This window comes from Nitrospirillum iridis, from assembly GCF_014205765.1.
GTDB classification, from domain to species: domain Bacteria; phylum Pseudomonadota; class Alphaproteobacteria; order Azospirillales; family Azospirillaceae; genus Nitrospirillum; species Nitrospirillum iridis.
Genome location: NZ_JACIIZ010000006.1, coordinates 176,996 through 194,574, shown reverse-complemented (window position 1 = coordinate 194,574; position 17,579 = coordinate 176,996). Strand labels below are relative to the sequence as shown.

Below are 17,579 nucleotides of genomic sequence, written 5' to 3'. Positions count from 1 at the left end.
CGGGCGGGGTTTTTTCTTGGGGAAGGGCCGTTCCGCGCCACAAAATGTCGTTTAAAAAGGCCATGGCAGTTAAGATGTTGACGGCCATGCCGATCAATGTCCAAACAGCTGGGTGCCGGTGAGGCCAGCCCTTGGGACAGGGGGCGGCGCATCGGCGGCGGGGGCTGAAACACGTTCTAGATGGGGACTGCTTTATGACGTTCTGGACGCGCCGTAAGGCGTTGGACGCTTTGGCGCACGTGGACCAAAGCCGGCAGCTGCGCAAGACCCTGAGCTGGCCGCACCTGGTGGCGCTGGGCATCGGCGGCATCATCGGCACCGGCATCTATACCCTGACCGGCTCAGGTGCGGAGCGCGCCGGCCCGGCTGTCGTCCTGGCCTTCGCCGCCTGCGGCATCCTGTGCGCATTCGCGGCTCTGACCTACGCTGAGATGGCCACCATGCTGCCGGTCGCGGGCAGCGCCTATACGTACACCTACTCGGTGCTGGGCGAGGGGTTGGCCTGGATTGTGGGGTGGTCCCTGGTGCTGGAATATGCCGTCACTTGTGGCGTCGTCGCCGTGGGCTGGTCGGGCTATATGGTCGGCTTGCTGGAAAGCATGGGGATACATCTGCCGCATTCCTTGGTGGCTGGGCCCATTGACGGCGGATTGATCAACCTCCCAGCCGTCGCCATCACCCTCGTGGTCACGGCGCTACTGGCCAAGGGCGCCAAGGAAAGTGCCACGGTGAACATTGCGCTGGTCGCCATCAAGATCATCGCGTTGGCGGTGTTCGTGGGCCTGACGGTGTTCACTTTGGTGCCGGAAAACTTCACGCCCTTCATGCCCTACGGCTTCGTCACACATATGGAAGGCGATCAACCGCGCGGTGTGATGGCGGCCGCCACGATTGTCTTCTTCGCCTTCTTCGGCTTCGACGCGGTATCGACGTCGGCGGAGGAGGTGAAGGACCCCAAGCGCGACCTGACCATCGGCATCCTGGGATCCATGATCATCTCCACGCTTATCTATATGGGCGTTGCGGCTTGCGCCGTGGGCGCCTTGCCTTTCGCGGAGTTCGCGGGCAGCAAGGAACCGTTGGCCCTCATCCTGCGGAGCCTTAACCACCCGGGTGCGGCGTGGGCTATCGGCGCCGCCGCGATCATCGCGTTGCCCAGCGTCATCCTGGTGATGATGTTCGGCCAGACCCGCGTGTTTTTCGTCATGTCGCGTGATGGGCTGCTGCCGGGTTGGCTAAGTGACCTGGGGCCTGACCGCCGTGCACCGATCAAGGTGACCCTGCTGGTGGGGCTGTTCGTGGCGTTCGTCGGCGGCTTCTTCAGCCTAAACCAGATCGCGGAGATGTCGAACGCCGGTACGCTGGCGGCCTTCATCTCCGTCTCCCTCTGCGTCATGGTTTTGCGCGTGACCCGGCCCGATTTTCCCCGTGTGTTCCGTTGCCCTGCCGTGTGGCTGGTCGCGCCGGTCGCCGTCATCGGTTGCCTTTACTTCATGTATTCCCTGCCCCCCGTCACGAAGCGCTACTTCGTCATCTGGCATGTCGTCGGCCTGGTGATCTATCTGGCCTACAGCCGCCGGGCGAGCTTGCTGAACAAGTCCGCGTAACAAAGCCGATATTCAGGAAAGGGCCGCCAGCCGACCAGGGCCGGCGGCCCTTATTTTACATCCGTCGCGCTTCGCCCCAGGTCTTGGCCTGCTTGATATAATCGGCCATGGCGGCGCGTTCCTTGTCGAAGGTGTCATCGACCAATGTGATGGTGGGGATGGCGCGCTGGCCGGCGGGGATCTGCGGCTTGTAATGGCCGAAGCCCGCCTCGTGCACGCCGGTGCTGCCCCGGCCGGGGGCCGGGCGGCTCAGGTGCTGATAGCTGCGCACATGGTCGTCGCAGGCAGCCGGGGCCAGGGCGTAGCGCGTCACGTGGCTCATAGGGATGAAGGCCATCTGGGCGTCGTACAGCATCTCCCCCACCGGCGGGATGCCGGGGTGGCGGCGGGCCAGTTCCTCCACCAGCAGCCGCGTGCCCTCATGCATGTCGGCCTTGGTGTTGTTGACGGCCGCGCCGGCGATATCCAGGAAATAGCCGTCGACGCCGAACTGCTTGATGGTGGCGGAGATGCGCTCCGTCAGCCAGCGGCGCCAGGATTCCACGCCCAGGTTCATGAAGGGCATCCACCCCTCGCCGGAGCGGTCGTTGTCCCAGTCCACCCAATTCAGGTCGAAGGCGTCGCCGTCGACGCGGTCGGTGGTGGCGTCGGCGAACTGCTTGAACTCCTCCCACACCGTGTTGGCGGAATTGGCGCCGAACATGGGGACGATGCGGAAGCCCAGTTTCCGGGCCTGGGTGACCAGACGCTGGAAGCCCTCCACCCCGCCCATGCGCGGGTCGGGCTGGTACAAGGGATAGTTCCAATAATAGCGCCCGTCCCAGGCGGGCAGGAAGACCATGACCCGCTTGGGATCGATCTGCTTGGCCGCCCAGCGCAGGATTTCCAGCGTGCGGGCATAGTCGTTGAAGATATAGCCCGTCCAGTGGGCGCCGTGGATGCTCAGCACCAGATCCACCTCGCGCATCCAGGCCGGCATATCGGGCCGGCTGGCCACCGGCGGGATGCCGTAAGTCTTTTCCACATGGGCGAAGTGCGCCGCCGCCGCCGTGGCGTAGTCCGCCGCCGGTCCTACCCGCCAGGGCGGGGTCGCCAGGCTGGTGGTCTTGGCCCAGCCCTCGCCCTCATGGATCAGTTCGACGCGATAGCCGTCCGGCCCCGGCTGGAAGAAGAAGCGGCAGGTGCGCACCGCGGTCTGCCGGGCCGACAGGGAATAGTGGCGACCGTCGGCGGCCTTCAGCACGGCCAGCGGCGTCGCCACGCCGTGGAAGAAGTTGGGGTACTCGAAGACCTTCTCATCGTCCTTCAGGTCGGTGAATTCCTGGCCGGAGACGGAGATTTCGCCGCGCGGCAGGCCGCGCACCACGGTGGTGATGGACTTCACCGGGTGCTGGGCCTCGGCCCGCGCCGTCCATTGCACCGTGCCGTCAGCCTCCACCGTGAACTCGGCCACCAGCTTGCCCGGCGCCTTCTCCTGGCCGCCGGCCCACAGCAGCCCGTCGCAGGCCAGGGTGACGCGATCGCCGTCGCGCACCACGCGGGTCACCGTGGGGTCGATGGCATAGGCGTTTTCATAGGTCTGCACCCGGAATCCCATCAGCAGGGGCCCCACCTGCACCGACGCCTCGGGAAAGTCGAAGCTGAACTGCAGCACCGCCTCGCCCTTGGCCGGGGTGTGGATGCCGGTGCGGGAGGTCAGCAAGCGCAGGTCCGGGCTGGGCGTGCCGGCCGCGACGGCGCCTGTGGCGACCCCGGTCGCGGTCAGGCTGGCGGTCAGGGCGGCGGTGCCGGCGCCGCTCGCCAGGAAGGCGCGGCGGGTAACGATGGGGGCCACGGCGGGCGTCTCCTTGTTCCTGCATGTTTCTTTTGGGGCGGGCGGCGCGTAATGGTTTACAACGTTCCCGCCGGCCGATAGTAATATTATACGACTTTAAAAAAAGCCACAGGGAGTGTCCTCAGGAATGATCCGCGTCCCAACCCCCGCCGGGCGCCTTGCCGCCGCGGCCCTGCTGGCGGGCACCGCCCTGGCGGCACCACTGGCCCGCGCCGCCGCCCCCGCCGCGACGGTGGCCGTGCAGGCCGATCATCCCGGCCCGGTCATCGCCAAGGAGATCTATGGCCAGTTCGCGGAGCATCTGGGCCGCCTGATCTATGAGGGCATCTGGGTCGGGCCGGACAGCCCCATCCCCAACATCCACGGCTACCGCAAGGACGTGGTGGAGGCGCTGAAGGCCCTGCATGTGCCGGTGGTGCGCTGGCCGGGCGGCTGCTTCGCCGATGAATACCATTGGCGCGACGGCATCGGCCCGCGCGACAAGCGGCCGGTGCGGGTCAACAGCAACTGGGGCGGGGTGGAGGAAAGCAACGCCTTCGGCACCCATGAGTTCATGGACTTCTCCGAGCTGATCGGGGCGGAGGCCTATGTCAACGGCAACCTCGGCACCGGCGGCCCGCAGGAGATGGCGGACTGGATCAGCTACATGACCGCCGACACGCGCAGCACCCTGGTGCAGGAGCGCAAGGCCAACGGCCGGGACAAGCCCTGGACGCTGCATTGGTTCGCCGTGGGCAACGAGTCCTGGGGCTGTGGCGGCAACATGCGGGCCGACTATTACGCCGACCTGCTGCGCCAGACCCGCACCTATCTGAAGCCGGCGCCGGGCCAGCCCACCAAGATCATCGCCGTCGGCCCATCGGACGACGACACGGCCTGGACCGAAACCATCATGGCGCGCGCCGGCAAGGACATCGACGCCCTGTCCATGCACTATTACGACGTCGCCTCGCTGAATAGCGTGCCCAAGGGCACCTGGAAGGCCAAGGGCTCCGCCACCCAGTTCAATGAGACGGAATGGTTCGCCAGCGTCTTCGGCGCCTATCAGACCGACGTGCTGATCAGCCACCACAGCGCCGTGATGGACAAGTACGACCCGGAAAAGAAGGTGGCCCTGGTGGTGGACGAATGGGGCACGTGGCATGACCCGGAGCCGGGCAGCAACCCCGGCTTCCTTTATCAGCAGAACAGCCTGCGCGACGCCGTGGTGGCGGCGGTCAGCCTGAACATCTTCCATGCCCATGCCGACCGCGTGCGCATGGCCAACATCGCCCAGATGGTGAACGTGCTGCAGGCCATGATCCTGACGGACGGGCCGCGCATGCTGCTGACCCCGACATATCACGTCTTCGACATGTACCAGGGCTTCCAGGGTGCCACCAGCCTGCCGGTCGTGGTGACCGGGCCGGATTACAGCGTCGGCGGCCGCACCGTCCCGGCGGTCAGCGCGTCGGCCGGTCGTGGCACGGACGGCGTCACCCGTCTGGCGCTGGCCAATGTCGATCCCGGCAAGGCCGCCACCGTGCAGGTGCGCCTGGCCGGGCTGAAGGCCGGCAAGGTCGGTGGCCGCATCCTGACGGCCCCGGCCATGAACAGCGTCAACAGCTTCGACCATCCGCAGGTCGTGGCACCGGCGCCGTTCAAGGACGCCAAGCTGTCGGGCGATACCGTCAGCCTGACCCTGCCGGCCAAGTCCGTCGTCGTTCTCGATCTGCAATGAACAAGCTTTTCTGCGGCGTCCTGGCCGGCTTGGCGCTCATGGGCCAAGCCGGGGCGGCCGACCTGACGGGCGATTGGGTCTTCCAATCCGCCCCGTCCTTCCCCGGCTTCACCAAGATGGCGATCCGCCAGGATGCCAGCGGCCTGCACGGCACCATCACCTCGCAATGGTATGGCGACCTGCCCATGCTGGACCTGAAGACAGTGGGGCAGGGGGCGGCAGGAGAGGACCTGGTCTTCCACATCGACAACGGCAATCCCAAGCTGAAGCCCCTTGATCTGACCCTGGCCCCGGACGGCCAGGGCCTGCGCCTGACCGGCCAGGTCTGGTATGAGAAGCAGGAGGCCGCCGCCCATCGCGCCACCGCGGCGGAGATGGCGGCCCTGGCATTCCCCACCTATCCGCTGCCCGCCCCGGTTTACGTGCCCAGCAACGGTTTGGCCCGCACCCCACCCATGGGGTGGAGCAGCTGGAACAAGTTCGCGGAAGCCATCGACGACAAGACGGTGCGGGAGATCGCCGACGCCCTGGTGCGGTCAGGCCTGCGCGACGCCGGCTATGTCTACGTCAACATCGATGACGGCTGGCAGGGGGAGCGGGGGGCGGACGGGGTGTTGCGCCCCAATGCCAAGTTCCCGGACATGAAGGCGCTGGCCGACTATGTCCACGCCCGGGGGCTGAAGCTGGGCATCTACAGCTCCCCCGGCCCCAAATCCTGCGCCGGCTATACCGGCAGCTATGGCCATGTCGAGCAGGACGCCCGCACCTGGGCGGACTGGGGCATCGATTACCTGAAGTATGACCTGTGCTCGGGGGAGGGCTTCTACCACACCGCCGAAACGGTGAAGGCCACCTATCAGCAGATGGGGGCGGCCCTGGCCGCCGCCCAGTCCGCCACCGGCCGGCCCATCGTCTACAGCCTGTGCGAATACGGCCGGTTCGACGTCGGCGCCTGGGGCCGCGACGTGGGCGGCAATTTGTGGCGCACCACCGGCGATATCGAGGACAGCTACGCCAGCATGTCGGCCATCGGCTTCGACAAGAACGGCGTGCCCCGCCACACTGGCCCCGGCGGCTGGAACGATCCCGACATGCTGGAGGTCGGCAACGGCGGCATGAGCGTGGAGGAATACCGCACCCACATCAGCCTGTGGGCCATGATGGCCGCCCCCTTGCTGATGGGCAACGACGTGCGCGCCATGACCCGGGAGACGCTGGCCCTGCTGGGCAACGCCGAGGTCATCGCCGTGGACCAGGACCCCCTGGGCCGCCAGGGCCTGCCGGTCCTGAAGCGCGACGGGACGGAGGTGTGGACCCGGCCGCTGGCCGATGGCTCGGTGGCGGTGGCCCTGTTCAACCGCACCGACGCGCCCGTGACCCTGTCCGCCGACTGGCCGGCGCTGGGCCTGGGCGACCATCCCCGAGTGCGGGACCTGTGGGCTCATCGTTCCGTGGCGCCGGGGACGGCCCAGACGGTGCCGGCGCACGGCGTGGTGATGGTGCGGGCGACGCGCTGATTGTTAGCGCTACCAGCGTGAGGGGCGGTGTTTTCGCGCCAGAAATGCTACCATCCGGTGGCACGGGCCTTCCGCCGGTGTCCCTGTTTCCCCGCATGAAACCCACCGCATGAGCATCATCGTCCGCAGCCTGCCCGACCAGGCCTATGAAATCGTGCGGGAGCATATCCTGCTGGGCACCATGGCGCCGGGAACGGCGGTGCAGCAGGGGGCCATCGCTGGCCAGCTGGGCATCAGCAAGATCCCCCTGCGGGAGGCGCTCAGCCGCTTGGAGCAGGACGGCCTGGTCACCTCCTTCCCCAACCGGGGCTATGTCGTGAACACCCTGACGGCGGAGGAGGCGACGGAGGTGTTCGCCCTGCGCCTGAAGCTGGAACCGGGCGCCACCGCCGACGGCGCCCGCCGCGCCACCGCCGCCGACCGGGACCACGCCCGCGATGAGCTGCTGGCCCTGGAGCGGGAGCAGGGGACGGCCGGCACCGGCCACGTCACCCTCAACCGCGCCTTCCACATGGCCCTGATCCGCCCGGCCGGCGGCATCACCGGCCAGTTGATGGAACGCCTGCACGTCCTGTCCGAACGCTATGTCCGCGTCCACCTGGAACCCCAGGGCCGCGCCGGCCGCGCCCGGGAAGAGCACCGCGCCCTGTTCGAGGCGTGGGCGTCCGGCGACGCCCCGGCGGTGGAGGCGCTGACCGGGCAGCACATCCGGGGCACGCTGGAGGATCTGCAGCGGGAGTTGGCGGGGTGAGGGGGTGCCTCACCCGCGCAAGGTGGGGCCTCTTAATCTGATTGCCGGCTCAATCGCCCCATCAGGTTGTCGGGCGCGATGGGGACGGAGGTGTGTTCCTGCGCGATGCGCCAGCCGCCGTCCCGCTTCACCAAGGTCCAGCTCAGGCGGTTCTGCATGGAGCGCAGCTTGGCGCCCTCCGGTGACAGGGCGGTATAGGTCAGGAAGGCGCTGAGGCCAGCCGTGTCGCCGCCGCCGACAACGCGCACGTTTTCCGCCGTGACCTCCACCCGCTCATCGCCCAGGCCGCCCAGCCAGGCCTTGACCGACTGGCCCCAGGCGATCCGGTCCGGATAGGACCAACTGTCCCAGGTGTCGAATACCACGGCGTCCTCGGCGTAGAGGGTCAGCAGCGCGTCTGCGTCCCGATCCCACGCCGCTTGGCGGTAGGCCTCCAGGACCTTCTTCACCTCTTCCATATCGCTCCTCCGATGGTCGTTGAACCTGGAAGACGAACGATGAGGGAGGAAAGCTACAGGGGGATTGGTTTTTTAAGGAACGGGCAGGCGTCCGACGCGGCTCTAATCCCGGAAGCCCAGGTCGAGGTTATGAACGAACGCCAGAGCCGCGAGGTCGCGGCCCACCTCGCCTTGAGTGGTCGGCAAGTCGTGGCCTTGGGTGAACGCGGCATAAGCCTGCCTGAAACGATTTTGGATGGCAGGTTCGCGACCCAACAAATAGGTGCGGCCAGCCGCCTCCGCCACCTCATGACCAAGACAGGCCATGGCATATTCCAGCGGCTGTAGCCCGAATGATTGCAGGTCGAGGATTCTCCCAATATTCCCCGCCGGGTCGTCGAACAGGGCGAAGAATGGCAGGATTAACTTCTCGATTGAAGCCACCGCGTCATCAAGGACATCCGGACGCGTGGCCGGATCAGCGAAGTTCCACGTCATCCATCCGGGAGGCGACGTCAAATTTCCAATTTGGCCGCCAGCGACGGCAGCGGGCCCGGGAAGCGGAGAACGGCTTCCCCATGGGACCGGATGCTGCTTTTTCCACTGCGCCAGGTTGCGGGATAGGACGCCTGCGTGCATCCAAAGCGCTGCCCTCCCGCCTGCGATATTGTTACGGTCAGATTGAAAGTAAATCTGAAACGTGAGGTCGCCTTGGGTCCGCTTCAGCAGAGGGCCGCTCTTAAGGAAAACAAAACCCTGCGGGGCCAGTCGCTGCCCTATGTCTCTGCACGCGGCGAGAATGATATCCCGTGGCTTCTCGGCGGCGATATCGGCCTGCGAGCGTCCCTTGGCGGCTTCGGCTTTATGGCGCGCCATCGCCAGTACACTCTCACCGAAAGATAGTGACTTCGCCATGCTGACCAGACTCCTTACCCGCCAATGAGTCAGCCAGTAATGGCCCTGCGCCCCGCCCAAATCTCCACCGCCACCCGGTCTGCGTCCCCCGCATCGTCGGCCAGCCCCAGCGCCAGCACCCCCAGGGCGACGGTGGCCACCACGGTGGCGGTTTCCGCCTCCAGGCCGGCCTCGCCGCGCCACACGGACAGCAGGCCCTGGGCCGTCGCCTTGGTGGCGGTGAGGGCGGGGAGGGGGAGTTCCCGGCGCTCGGCGCCCACCTGGACATAGGCGGTGCTGGGCTTGGCGGGGTTGCGTTCCACCTCGCCGCCGCCGCCCTTGACCACCACCAGGCGGGGGCGGCCCAGGCGTTGGGCGACGCCCAGGTGCAGGTCGATGTAGGGCGGGTGGAAGACGCCGTCGACGGCAGCAACGGTGTCGAACGGGTCCAGCAGGCGGCAGACGGTGTTGATGGGGCTGCGCAGGCCCAGCAGGTGGCGCAGGTTCAGCAACTGGTCCAGGGCTGGGCTGAAGGCCGACAGCGGCAGATAGGCGAAACCCGTCTGCGCCACCAGGGCCTTGGCGTTGTCGCGGCTGGTCGCCGGGCGCAGGCCCAACTCGGCCAGGGCGTCGGGCACGTCGCGGCCCTGGGTGAAGGCGTTGCTGCCGTGCATGATGACGCGGTGCCCGGCCTGGGTCAGCGCCAGGGCCGACAGCAAGAACCAGGGCTCATCGCGCGTGCGGCCGGCGCCGTAGGAGGGCCAGTCCAGATCGGCGGCGCCGGTGCAGGCGCCATCGCTGATGCCCGCCGCGTCCCGCGCGGCCTCCACCAGGCCGGCCACCTCATCCGGATCCTCGCCGCGATAGCGCAGCAGCATGAGGAAAGCGCCCACCTGGTGGGGGTCGGCCTCCCCCCTCAGCACCATGCCCAGGGCCGTGCGCGCCTCGTCCCGCGTCAGGGAGCGGGAACGGCCGGGGCCGCGGCCCAGGGTGCGGACATATTGGGCGAAGACGTGTTCATCGGTCATGGGGCAGGCGGGCTCAAGTTTCAGGCGGCGCGGGACCGCACCTCAGTCATCGCCGACTCTACCGCGTCCCGCCGTCGCAACGCCACCACCCGTCCCACCAGCACCAGGGTGGGGCCGGTCACCGCCGCATCCGCCACCACGGCCGCGATGTCGGCCACGGTGCCTGGCAGGCGGCGCTCGGTCGCCAGGGTCGCGTTCTCGATGGCGATGGCGGGCGTGCCGGGGCTCAGGCCGGCGGCCAGCAGGCGCTGGGTCACCTGCCCCAGCGTGCGGCTGCCCATATAGATGGCGATGGTGCCGTCGCAGGCGGCCAGGGCGTTCCAGTCGTGGGCGGGCAGCGCCTCGTCCGCCCCCCCGTCCTGACACGCATGCCCGGTGATCAGGTGCAGGCTGCGGCTGTAGCCGCGCTGGGTCAGGGGCATGCCCATGGATGCGGCGGCGGCGCAGGCCACGGTGATGCCGGGCACCACCTCCGCCGGCACGCCGGCGGCGGCCAGGGCTTCCAGTTCCTCCCCCGCCCGGCCGAAGACCATGGGGTCGCCCCCCTTCAGGCGCACGACGTGGGATCCGGCCCGGGCATGGGCGACGATCAGACGGTTGATGGCGGCCTGGCTCATCTCATGCCGGCCGCAGCGTTTGCCCACGTCGATGCGCCGGGCGTGGGCCGGCGCCAGGTCCAGGATGCGCGGGTCCACCAGCTTGTCGTACAGCAGCACGTCGGCGCTTTCGATGCGGCGCAGGGCCTTCACGGTCAGCAGCTCGGGGTCGCCGGGGCCGGCCCCCACCAGGCTGGCGCGGCCGCTTTTCCCAGGCGTCGGTGCTTCAGGCGGAAAGGGCGACATCGCGCAGGATCTCCTTCAGTTCCGGGACGCAGGACCCGCAGTTGGTGCCGGCCTTCAGGCAGGCGCCGATTTCCTCAGGCGTCGTCAGGCGCCGGGCGACGATGGCGTCCTGGATGGTGACCAGGCCGACGGAGAAACAGGCGCAGACGGTGCGCCCGCCGGCCTTCACCCCCGCTGGTGGTCGGCCCGACAGCAGGCTGGGACGCGCCTCATCCTGCACCCGTTCGCCCAGCAAGGCGGCCACCACCTCGCGCGAGGGCAGTTGGGCGGCGGGCCCGGTGGCCAGGAACAGGCAGGATTCCAGCCGGCCATCCACCAGGATGGCGACGCGCAGCGTGCCGCGCCCGGCATCGGTCAGTTGCAGCCATTCCGCCCCGGCCGGGGGTTGCAGCAACCCTTCCACGAAGGGCGACATCGCCGCCCCTTCGGGCAGGGGCTCGGACCCCACCAGTTCGAAGGCATGGCCGTTGCCCAGCGGCACGCGGGACCAGTAACCCACGCCCTGGGGCCGGACGCCCTGGGCATGCAGCAGCAGCCCCCGCCAGGCGGTGGGCACCGCCTGCGCCCGCACGGCGGTCAGCTTCAGTTCCGGCTGGCCGGAGATGGGATCCAGGGCGGCGCTCACCAGCCGGCCGGCAGGCCCGGCCGAGCAGAACTCGTCCGTCCAGTGCATGGGCAGGAACAGCTCGCCCACCCGCTGGCCGGCGTCGATGGTGGCGCGCACCACCGTGCTGGCGTGGACGCTTTCGATGCGGACCAGGTCGCCATCGGTCAGGCCCAGGCGGGCGGCGTCCGTGGGCGATACGGCCGCGCGCGGCTCTCCGGTGTGGGCCAGCAGCCGGGGCACGCGGCCGGTGCGGGTCATGGTGTGCCACTGGTCGCGGATGCGGCCGGTGTTCAGCACCAGGGGATAGGCCTCGTCCGTGCGGGTGGCGGGCGGGCGGAAGGGGGTGGGCACCAGGCGGCCCCGGCCGTTCGGCGTGGCGAAGCCGCCCTGCCCGAACAGGCGCCCACCCGCATCCCCCGCCCAGCGCACGGGCCAGCGCACGGGCGCCAGGGCGTCATACTGCCCGTCGGTCAGCATGGCCAGGCCGCTGATGTCAAAGGGGCGGGTGCCGCCCTTCTCGAAGCCCGACAGCGCCGCATGCTCGCGGAACACGGCGGCGGAGTTGGACCATGAGAACGCGTCCTTCCAGCCCATGCGCTGGGCCACGGATGCCAGCACCCGCCAGTCCGCCCGCGCCTCTCCGGGGGGCAGCCGGAAGGGGCGCTGGCGGGAAATGACGCGTTCGGAATTGGTGACGGTGCCGTCCCGCTCCCCCCAGCCGGCGGCGGGCAGCACCACATCGGCCAGCGCGGTGGTGTCGTTGGGCCAGCAGTCGGAGACGACGACGAAGGGGCAGGCGCGCAGCGCCTCGCGCACGCGGGCGGCGCGGGGCAGACTGTCGGCCGGGTTGGTGGCGATGATCCACAGGGCCTTGATGCGACCGTCCAGCACGGCGTCGAACATCTCCACCGCCTTCAGGCCCGGCTTGGTCGCCAGGTTCGGCGCCCGCCAGAAGCGGCGCACGCGGTCCAGGGCCTCGGGCTGGTCGAAGCGCATGTGGGCGGCCAGTTGGTTGGCCAGGCCGCCCACCTCGCGTCCGCCCATGGCGTTGGGCTGGCCGGTGATGGAGAAGGGGCCGCAGCCGGGCTTGCCGATGCGCCCCGTCGCCAGATGGCAGTTGATGATGGCGTTGACCTTGTCGGTCCCGACGGAGGACTGGTTCACGCCCTGGGAATAGACGGTGACGACGCGCGGGGTGCCGGCGAACCAGGCGTAGAAACGGGCGAGGTCGGCCGGGTCCAGCCCGGTGATCTCCGCCGTCTGGGCGGCCCCCGCGCTCGCCGCCGCCAGGGCGGCCTCCGCCCCCTCCGTGTGGGCGGCCATCCAGCCGTGGTCCAGCGCGTCCTGGTCGGCCAGGTGGGCCAGCAGGCCGTTGAACAGGGCGACGTCGGTGCCGGGGCGCAGCGCCAGGTGCAGGTCCGCGTCCTCGCAGGTGGCGGTGCGGCGGGGATCGATGGCGACGATGCGGAGAGGGCGCTTGGCCTTGGCCGCCAGCAGGCGCTGGTGCAGCACGGGGTGGCACCAGGCGGAATTGCTGCCGACCAGCACCACCAGGTCGGCCAGCTCCAGGTCCTCGTACGTGCCGGGCACCACGTCGGCGCCGAAGGCGCGATTGTGACCGGCGACGGAGGAGGCCATGCACAGCCGCGAATTGGTGTCGATGTTGCCGCTGCCGATGAAGCCCTTCATCAGCTTGTTGGCGACGTAATAATCCTCCGTCAGGCATTGGCCGGAGACGTAGAAGGCGACGCTGTCGGGGCCGTGCTCGGCGATCGTGGCGCGGAAGCGCTGCGCCACCAGATCCAGGGCCTGGCCCCACTCCGCCGCCCGGCCGTCGATCAGCGGCTGGGTCAGGCGGTCGTCATTCTTCAGCGTCTCCGCCAGCGCCGACCCCTTGGAGCACAGGCGGCCCAGATTGGCGGGATGGTTGATGTCACCCGCCACCGTGCCGTCCGGCTTGGCGACGACGCCGCAGCCCACGCCGCAATAGGGGCAGGTGGACCGCACCGTGCCGGTGGCCGCGACGGATGCCGCCTCCGGCGCGGTATGTGTCACACCTTCCGGCATCACGCCACCATCGCCAGCAGGATGCGGCCGTCCTGCACCCGCACGGGGATGCGGGTGACGCAGCCCTCATCCGGGGCGCAGGCCTCGCCCGTCTTGAAATCGATCACCCAGTTGTGCAGGGGGCAGGTGACGGCATGGCCGTGCACCGTGCCCTGCGACAGCGGTCCGCCCTTGTGCGGGCAGCGGTCGTCCAGGGCGAAGACGGCATCGTCCAGGGTGCGGAACACGGCGACGTCCCCCCGGGGGGTGGCGACCACGCGGGCGCCCTGGCGGGGAACGTCCTCGACCATGCCGACCTCGACCCAGCGGCTTTCAGTACCAACGCTGTCCATCGTCATCACTCCACCGTGGCCAGGGTGCGGAAGGGGGCGGCGGCGCGGGAGCCGGGCGCGCGCTCGGCCCACGGGTCGTCCTGGCTGAATTTCTGGGCATGGAGGAACTTGGCGTGGAGCGCCTTGCGCCCGGCCTCATCCTTCACGACGCGGTCGACGACGTGGGCCAGGCCCACCCGCTCGATCCAGGGGGCCGTGCGTTCCAGATAGCGGGCTTCCTCACGGTACAGCTGCAGGTAGGCGCCGCAGTATTCCAGCACCTCGTCCTCCGTCGTCACCTTGCACAACAGGTCGGTGGCGCGGACGTGGATGCCGCCGTTGCCGCCGACATGCAGTTCCCAGCCGCTGTCCACCGCCACGACGCCGAAGTCCTTGATGGTGGCCTCGGCGCAGTTGCGGGGGCAGCCGGACACGGCCAGCTTCACCTTGTGGGCATGCCAGGAGCCCCAGGTCATGCGTTCCAGCTTCACGCCCATGCCGGTGCTGTCCTGGGTGCCGAAGCGGCACCATTCGGACCCCACGCAGGTCTTCACCGTGCGCAGCGCCTTGCCGTAGGCATGGCCGGAGACCATGCCGGCGTCGTTCAAATCCTTCCACACATGGGGCAGCTGCTCGCGCTTCACGCCCAGCAGGTCGATGCGCTGGCCGCCCGTCACCTTCACCGTGGGGATGTCGTACTTGTCCACCACGTCGGCGATGGCGCGCAGCTCATCGGCCGTGGTCAGGCCGCCCCACATGCGCGGGATGACGGAGTAGGTGCCATCCTTCTGGATGTTGGCGTGCATGCGCTCGTTGACAAAGCGCGACTGCTGGTCGTCCACATACTCCCCGGGCCAGGCCACCAGCAGGTAGAAGTTCAGGGCGGGGCGGCAGACGTGGCAGCCGTCGGGCGTGGTCCAGCCCAAGGACCGCATCACCTCCGGCATGGTGCGCAGCGCCTGCGCTGTGATGGCCTGGCGCACCTGGTCATGGCTGTGGCTGGTGCACTTGCACAGCGGCTTTTCACCAGCGGGCTTGGCGGCGTAGGCGTCGCCCAGCGCCAGGGTCAGCAGCTGTTCCACCTGCGGTGTGCAACTGCCGCAGGAGGCCGACGCCTTGGTGCGCGCCCGCACCCCGTCCAGGGTGGTCAGGCCATGCTCGGCGATGGCCCCCATGATCTTGCCCTTGCAAACGCCGTTGCAGCCGCAGATCTCGGCCTCATCGGGCAAGGCCGCCACGGCGGCGGTGGGGTCGGCGGCCGGCTGGCCCGATGCCAGGGTGGCGAAGGCCTGGCCGAAGATCAGGGTGTCGCGCAAGGCTCCCAGGGGCTTGTCCTCGCGCAGCAGCTGGAAGTACCAGCCGCCGTCCTGAGCGTCGCCGTACAGCACGGCGCCCACCAGGCGGTCGTCGCGCAGCACTAGGCGCTTGTAGGTGTTGCGGGCGGCGTCGCGGAAGACCACTTCCTCCGTCGTCTCGTCGCCGATGAAGTCGCCGGCGGAGAAGACGTCGATGCCCGTGACCTTCAGGCGGGTGGCCATGGCGGCGGGGACATAGTCCGACGTGGCATCCTCGCGCGCCAGATGGTCGGCGCAGACCTTGGCCATGTCCCACAGCGGGGCAACCAGGCCGTAGGTCTTGCCGCGATGCTCCACGCATTCACCCACGGCGAAGATTTCAGGCACGGAGGTGCGCATGTCGTCGCCCACCTCGATGCCGCGGTTGATGGCCAGGCCCGAGGCGCGGGCCAGGTCGATGTTGGGGCGGATGCCGATGGCCAGCACCACCAGATCGCCCGGAATTTCCCGGCCATCGGCCAGGCGCACGCCCTGCACGCGGCCCTCGCCGAAGATCTCCTCGGTCTGGCCGTTGGTGAAGAAGTTCATGCCGCGCTCGTCCAGCTCGCGCTGCAGCAGCTCGGCCGCCGCCTTGTCCAGCTGGCGTTCCATCAGGGTGCCCATCAGGTGGACGACGGCCACCTGCATGCCCCGGCGCAACAGGCCGTTGGCGGCCTCCAGCCCCAGCAGGCCGCCGCCGATGACGATGGCCCGTTTATGCTGTTCCGACGCCGCGATCATGGTGTTGACATCGGCGATGTCGCGGAAGGCGCAGACGCCGGGCAGGTCCAGGCCCGGCACGGGCGGGGCGATGGGCCGGGACCCCGTGGCCAGCAACACCTTGTCATACGCCACCACCCGGCCGCTGGCGGAGGTCACGGTACGGGCCGCGGTGTCGATGGCGACCACCGCGTCGCCGGTGATCAGCGTGATGCCGTTTTCGTCGTACCAGCTGCGGGGGTTGATGACGATCTGCTCCAGGTCCTTTTCGCCGGCCAGCACGGACGACAGCATGATGCGGTCGTAGTTCACGTGTGGTTCGGCGCCGAAGACCGTGATGTCGTACTTCAGCGGGTTGCGCTTCAGCAGTTCGTCCACCGTCCGCATTCCGGCCATACCGTTGCCGACGACCACCAGCTTCTGGCGCGGGGGCATATGCGTGTCCATGGGGGAACCCTTCCCTTGATCTAATCTAAATCTGACGTGTCGGGATCAGACGCGGGCGGTGCTGAGGGCGGCGGAGCCCCAGGTGGTGCGCCACCGGCGCTTCACGCCGGTCAGGCCCACCAGGGCGGCCAGGGCCAGCAGGGCGAACAGCAGGAAGCCCGCCTGGTAGCCGCCGGTCAGCTGCTTGGAGTAGCCGAGGCTGGATGCCAGGTAGAAGCCGCCCACACCACCCATCATGCCGACCAGGCCGGTCATGACGCCGATTTCCTTGCGGAAGCGCTGCGGCACCAGCTGGAAGACGGCGCCGTTACCCATGCCGAGCGCCAGCATGGCGACGACGAAGACGGCCAGGGCCATCCAGGCCTGGGGCAGGGCGAAGCTGACCACCACCAGGGCGCTGGCGGCGACGGCGTACATGACCGTCAGCGAGCGGACGCCGCCGATGCGGTCGGCCACGGCGCCGCCGATGGGCCGCACCAGGGACCCGGCGAAGACGCAGGCCGCGGTGAAGTAGCCGGCGACGACCGGGCTCAGCCCATACTGGTCATTGAAGTAGATGGTGAGGGAGGAGGCGAGGCCGACGAAGCCGCCGAAGGTGACGCTGTAGAAGAACATGAACCACCAGGCGTCGCCGATCTTCAGCACCGCCAGGTATTCGGCGAACGACTTGGCCGGCGGGCATTCCGGGCTGTCCTTGGCCAGCACGGTGTAGACCACCAGCGTCAGCGCCAGCGGGATGGCCAGCAGGCCCAGCACGTTGTTCCAGCCATAGGCGACCGCCAGGGCCGGCGCGAAGAGCGAGGCGAACACGGTGCCCGAATTGCCGGCACCGGCCAGGCCCAGGGCCGTGCCCTGGTGTTCCGGCGGATACCAGCGCGACGCCAGCGGCAGGGCCACGGCGAAGGAGGCGCCGGCCACGCCCAGGATGGCGCCGGTCAGCAGCGTGGCGTTGAAGCTGTGCACCCCGAAATACCAGACGGCGATCAGGCCGGCGATAACCACCAGCTGGGCCAGGACACCGGTGCGCTTGGGCCCCAGGTGGTCCACCAGGATGCCGTTGATGACGCGGAAGAAGGCGCCGGCCAGCACCGGCACGGCCACCATCAGGCCCTTCTGCGCGGGTGACAGGCCCAAATCCTTGGCGATCTGCACGCCCAGGGGGCCCAGGATGACCCAGGCCATGAAGCTCATATCGAAATAGAGAAACGCCGCGAACAGGGTGGGCAGATGACCGGCCTTCAAGAAACTCTTGTTCATCGGATGCCTCCGGACAGCAGGGCTGCGGGCCTTTTGGGGACGGGGCTGCCAGACACAGGCGCCGCCTGTCACCGAAAGGGGTGGTGGATCGGGGTACGGGGCGAACGCGCCCCGCGGAGGGTGGGTAGGGCCCGGAGACCGGACGCTGACAGGCCGCCGTTGACCCGCCGATCGAACCACAGGGGATGAGGCGTCATCGCGTCATC

Annotated in this window: 13 protein-coding genes; 4 read left to right on the top strand and 9 right to left on the bottom strand. The window is 68.8% G+C overall.

Annotated features, from left to right (window positions below):
* Nucleotides 1–194 precede the first annotated feature (194 nt).
* Nucleotides 195–1,607 (top strand): amino acid permease, encoded by a 1,413-nt coding sequence (locus FHS74_RS12520; RefSeq protein ID WP_184800881.1) that lies wholly within the window; start codon nucleotides 195–197, stop codon nucleotides 1,605–1,607.
* 55 nt (nucleotides 1,608–1,662) lie between these two features.
* On the opposite strand, the gene FHS74_RS12515 is transcribed toward FHS74_RS12520, so the two are convergent.
* Complete coding sequence (locus FHS74_RS12515; protein WP_343066908.1) at nucleotides 1,663–3,441, bottom strand: alpha-amylase family protein; 1,779 nt, start codon at nucleotides 3,439–3,441, stop codon at nucleotides 1,663–1,665.
* Nucleotides 3,442–3,568: 127 nt separating this feature from the next.
* Here FHS74_RS12515 and FHS74_RS12510 point away from each other — a divergent pair, with 127 nt between their 5' ends.
* From FHS74_RS12510 to FHS74_RS12500, 3 genes are all read left to right on the top strand, one after another.
* Entirely contained in the window at nucleotides 3,569–5,161 is a 1,593-nt protein-coding gene (locus FHS74_RS12510) for an alpha-N-arabinofuranosidase (protein WP_184800879.1), read from the top strand.
* The gene (locus FHS74_RS12505) at nucleotides 5,158–6,678 is read left to right on the top strand and encodes a glycoside hydrolase family 27 protein (RefSeq protein ID WP_184800877.1); all 1,521 of its coding nucleotides are present in this window, start codon (nucleotides 5,158–5,160) and stop codon (nucleotides 6,676–6,678) included. Before FHS74_RS12510 ends, FHS74_RS12505 begins: the two co-directional genes overlap by 4 nt.
* Before the next feature lie 109 nt (nucleotides 6,679–6,787).
* Entirely contained in the window at nucleotides 6,788–7,429 is a 642-nt protein-coding gene (locus FHS74_RS12500) for a GntR family transcriptional regulator (RefSeq protein WP_184800875.1), read from the top strand.
* A gap of 32 nt (nucleotides 7,430–7,461) precedes the next feature.
* Here FHS74_RS12500 and FHS74_RS12495 read toward each other — a convergent pair whose 3' ends face one another.
* The 8 genes from FHS74_RS12495 to FHS74_RS12460 all read right to left on the bottom strand — a co-directional run bounded on the left by FHS74_RS12495 (nucleotide 7,462) and on the right by FHS74_RS12460 (nucleotide 17,373).
* A complete protein-coding gene (locus tag FHS74_RS12495) occupies nucleotides 7,462–7,887 on the bottom strand; it encodes an SgcJ/EcaC family oxidoreductase (protein ID WP_184800873.1) in 426 nt (141 codons plus the stop codon).
* A gap of 102 nt (nucleotides 7,888–7,989) precedes the next feature.
* Nucleotides 7,990–8,781 (bottom strand): DUF4304 domain-containing protein, encoded by a 792-nt coding sequence (locus FHS74_RS12490; protein ID WP_184800871.1) that lies wholly within the window; start codon nucleotides 8,779–8,781, stop codon nucleotides 7,990–7,992.
* Nucleotides 8,782–8,810: 29 nt separating this feature from the next.
* Nucleotides 8,811–9,788 (bottom strand): glycosyl transferase family protein, encoded by a 978-nt coding sequence (locus FHS74_RS12485; RefSeq protein ID WP_184800869.1) that lies wholly within the window; start codon nucleotides 9,786–9,788, stop codon nucleotides 8,811–8,813.
* A gap of 20 nt (nucleotides 9,789–9,808) precedes the next feature.
* Nucleotides 9,809–10,630 carry a uroporphyrinogen-III C-methyltransferase gene (gene cobA, locus FHS74_RS12480; protein ID WP_184800867.1) on the bottom strand — a complete coding sequence of 274 codons (822 nt, stop codon included), beginning with the start codon at nucleotides 10,628–10,630 and terminating at the stop codon, nucleotides 9,809–9,811.
* Nucleotides 10,611–13,292, bottom strand: a complete 2,682-nt coding sequence (locus tag FHS74_RS12475; protein ID WP_343066907.1) for a molybdopterin-dependent oxidoreductase — start codon at nucleotides 13,290–13,292, stop codon at nucleotides 10,611–10,613. The genes cobA and FHS74_RS12475 overlap by 20 nt, the downstream gene beginning before the upstream one ends.
* Before the next feature lie 11 nt (nucleotides 13,293–13,303).
* On the bottom strand, nucleotides 13,304–13,642 hold the full coding sequence (nirD, locus tag FHS74_RS12470; RefSeq protein WP_184800863.1) for a nitrite reductase small subunit NirD: 339 nt from the start codon (nucleotides 13,640–13,642) through the stop codon (nucleotides 13,304–13,306).
* Nucleotides 13,642–16,116 carry a nitrite reductase large subunit NirB gene (gene nirB / locus FHS74_RS12465; RefSeq protein WP_184800861.1) on the bottom strand — a complete coding sequence of 825 codons (2,475 nt, stop codon included), beginning with the start codon at nucleotides 16,114–16,116 and terminating at the stop codon, nucleotides 13,642–13,644. Before nirB ends, nirD begins: the two co-directional genes overlap by 1 nt.
* A 45-nt stretch (nucleotides 16,117–16,161) precedes the next feature.
* The gene (locus FHS74_RS12460; RefSeq protein WP_184800859.1) at nucleotides 16,162–17,373 is read right to left on the bottom strand and encodes a nitrate/nitrite transporter; all 1,212 of its coding nucleotides are present in this window, start codon (nucleotides 17,371–17,373) and stop codon (nucleotides 16,162–16,164) included.
* Between the last annotated feature and the right edge of the window lie 206 nt (nucleotides 17,374–17,579).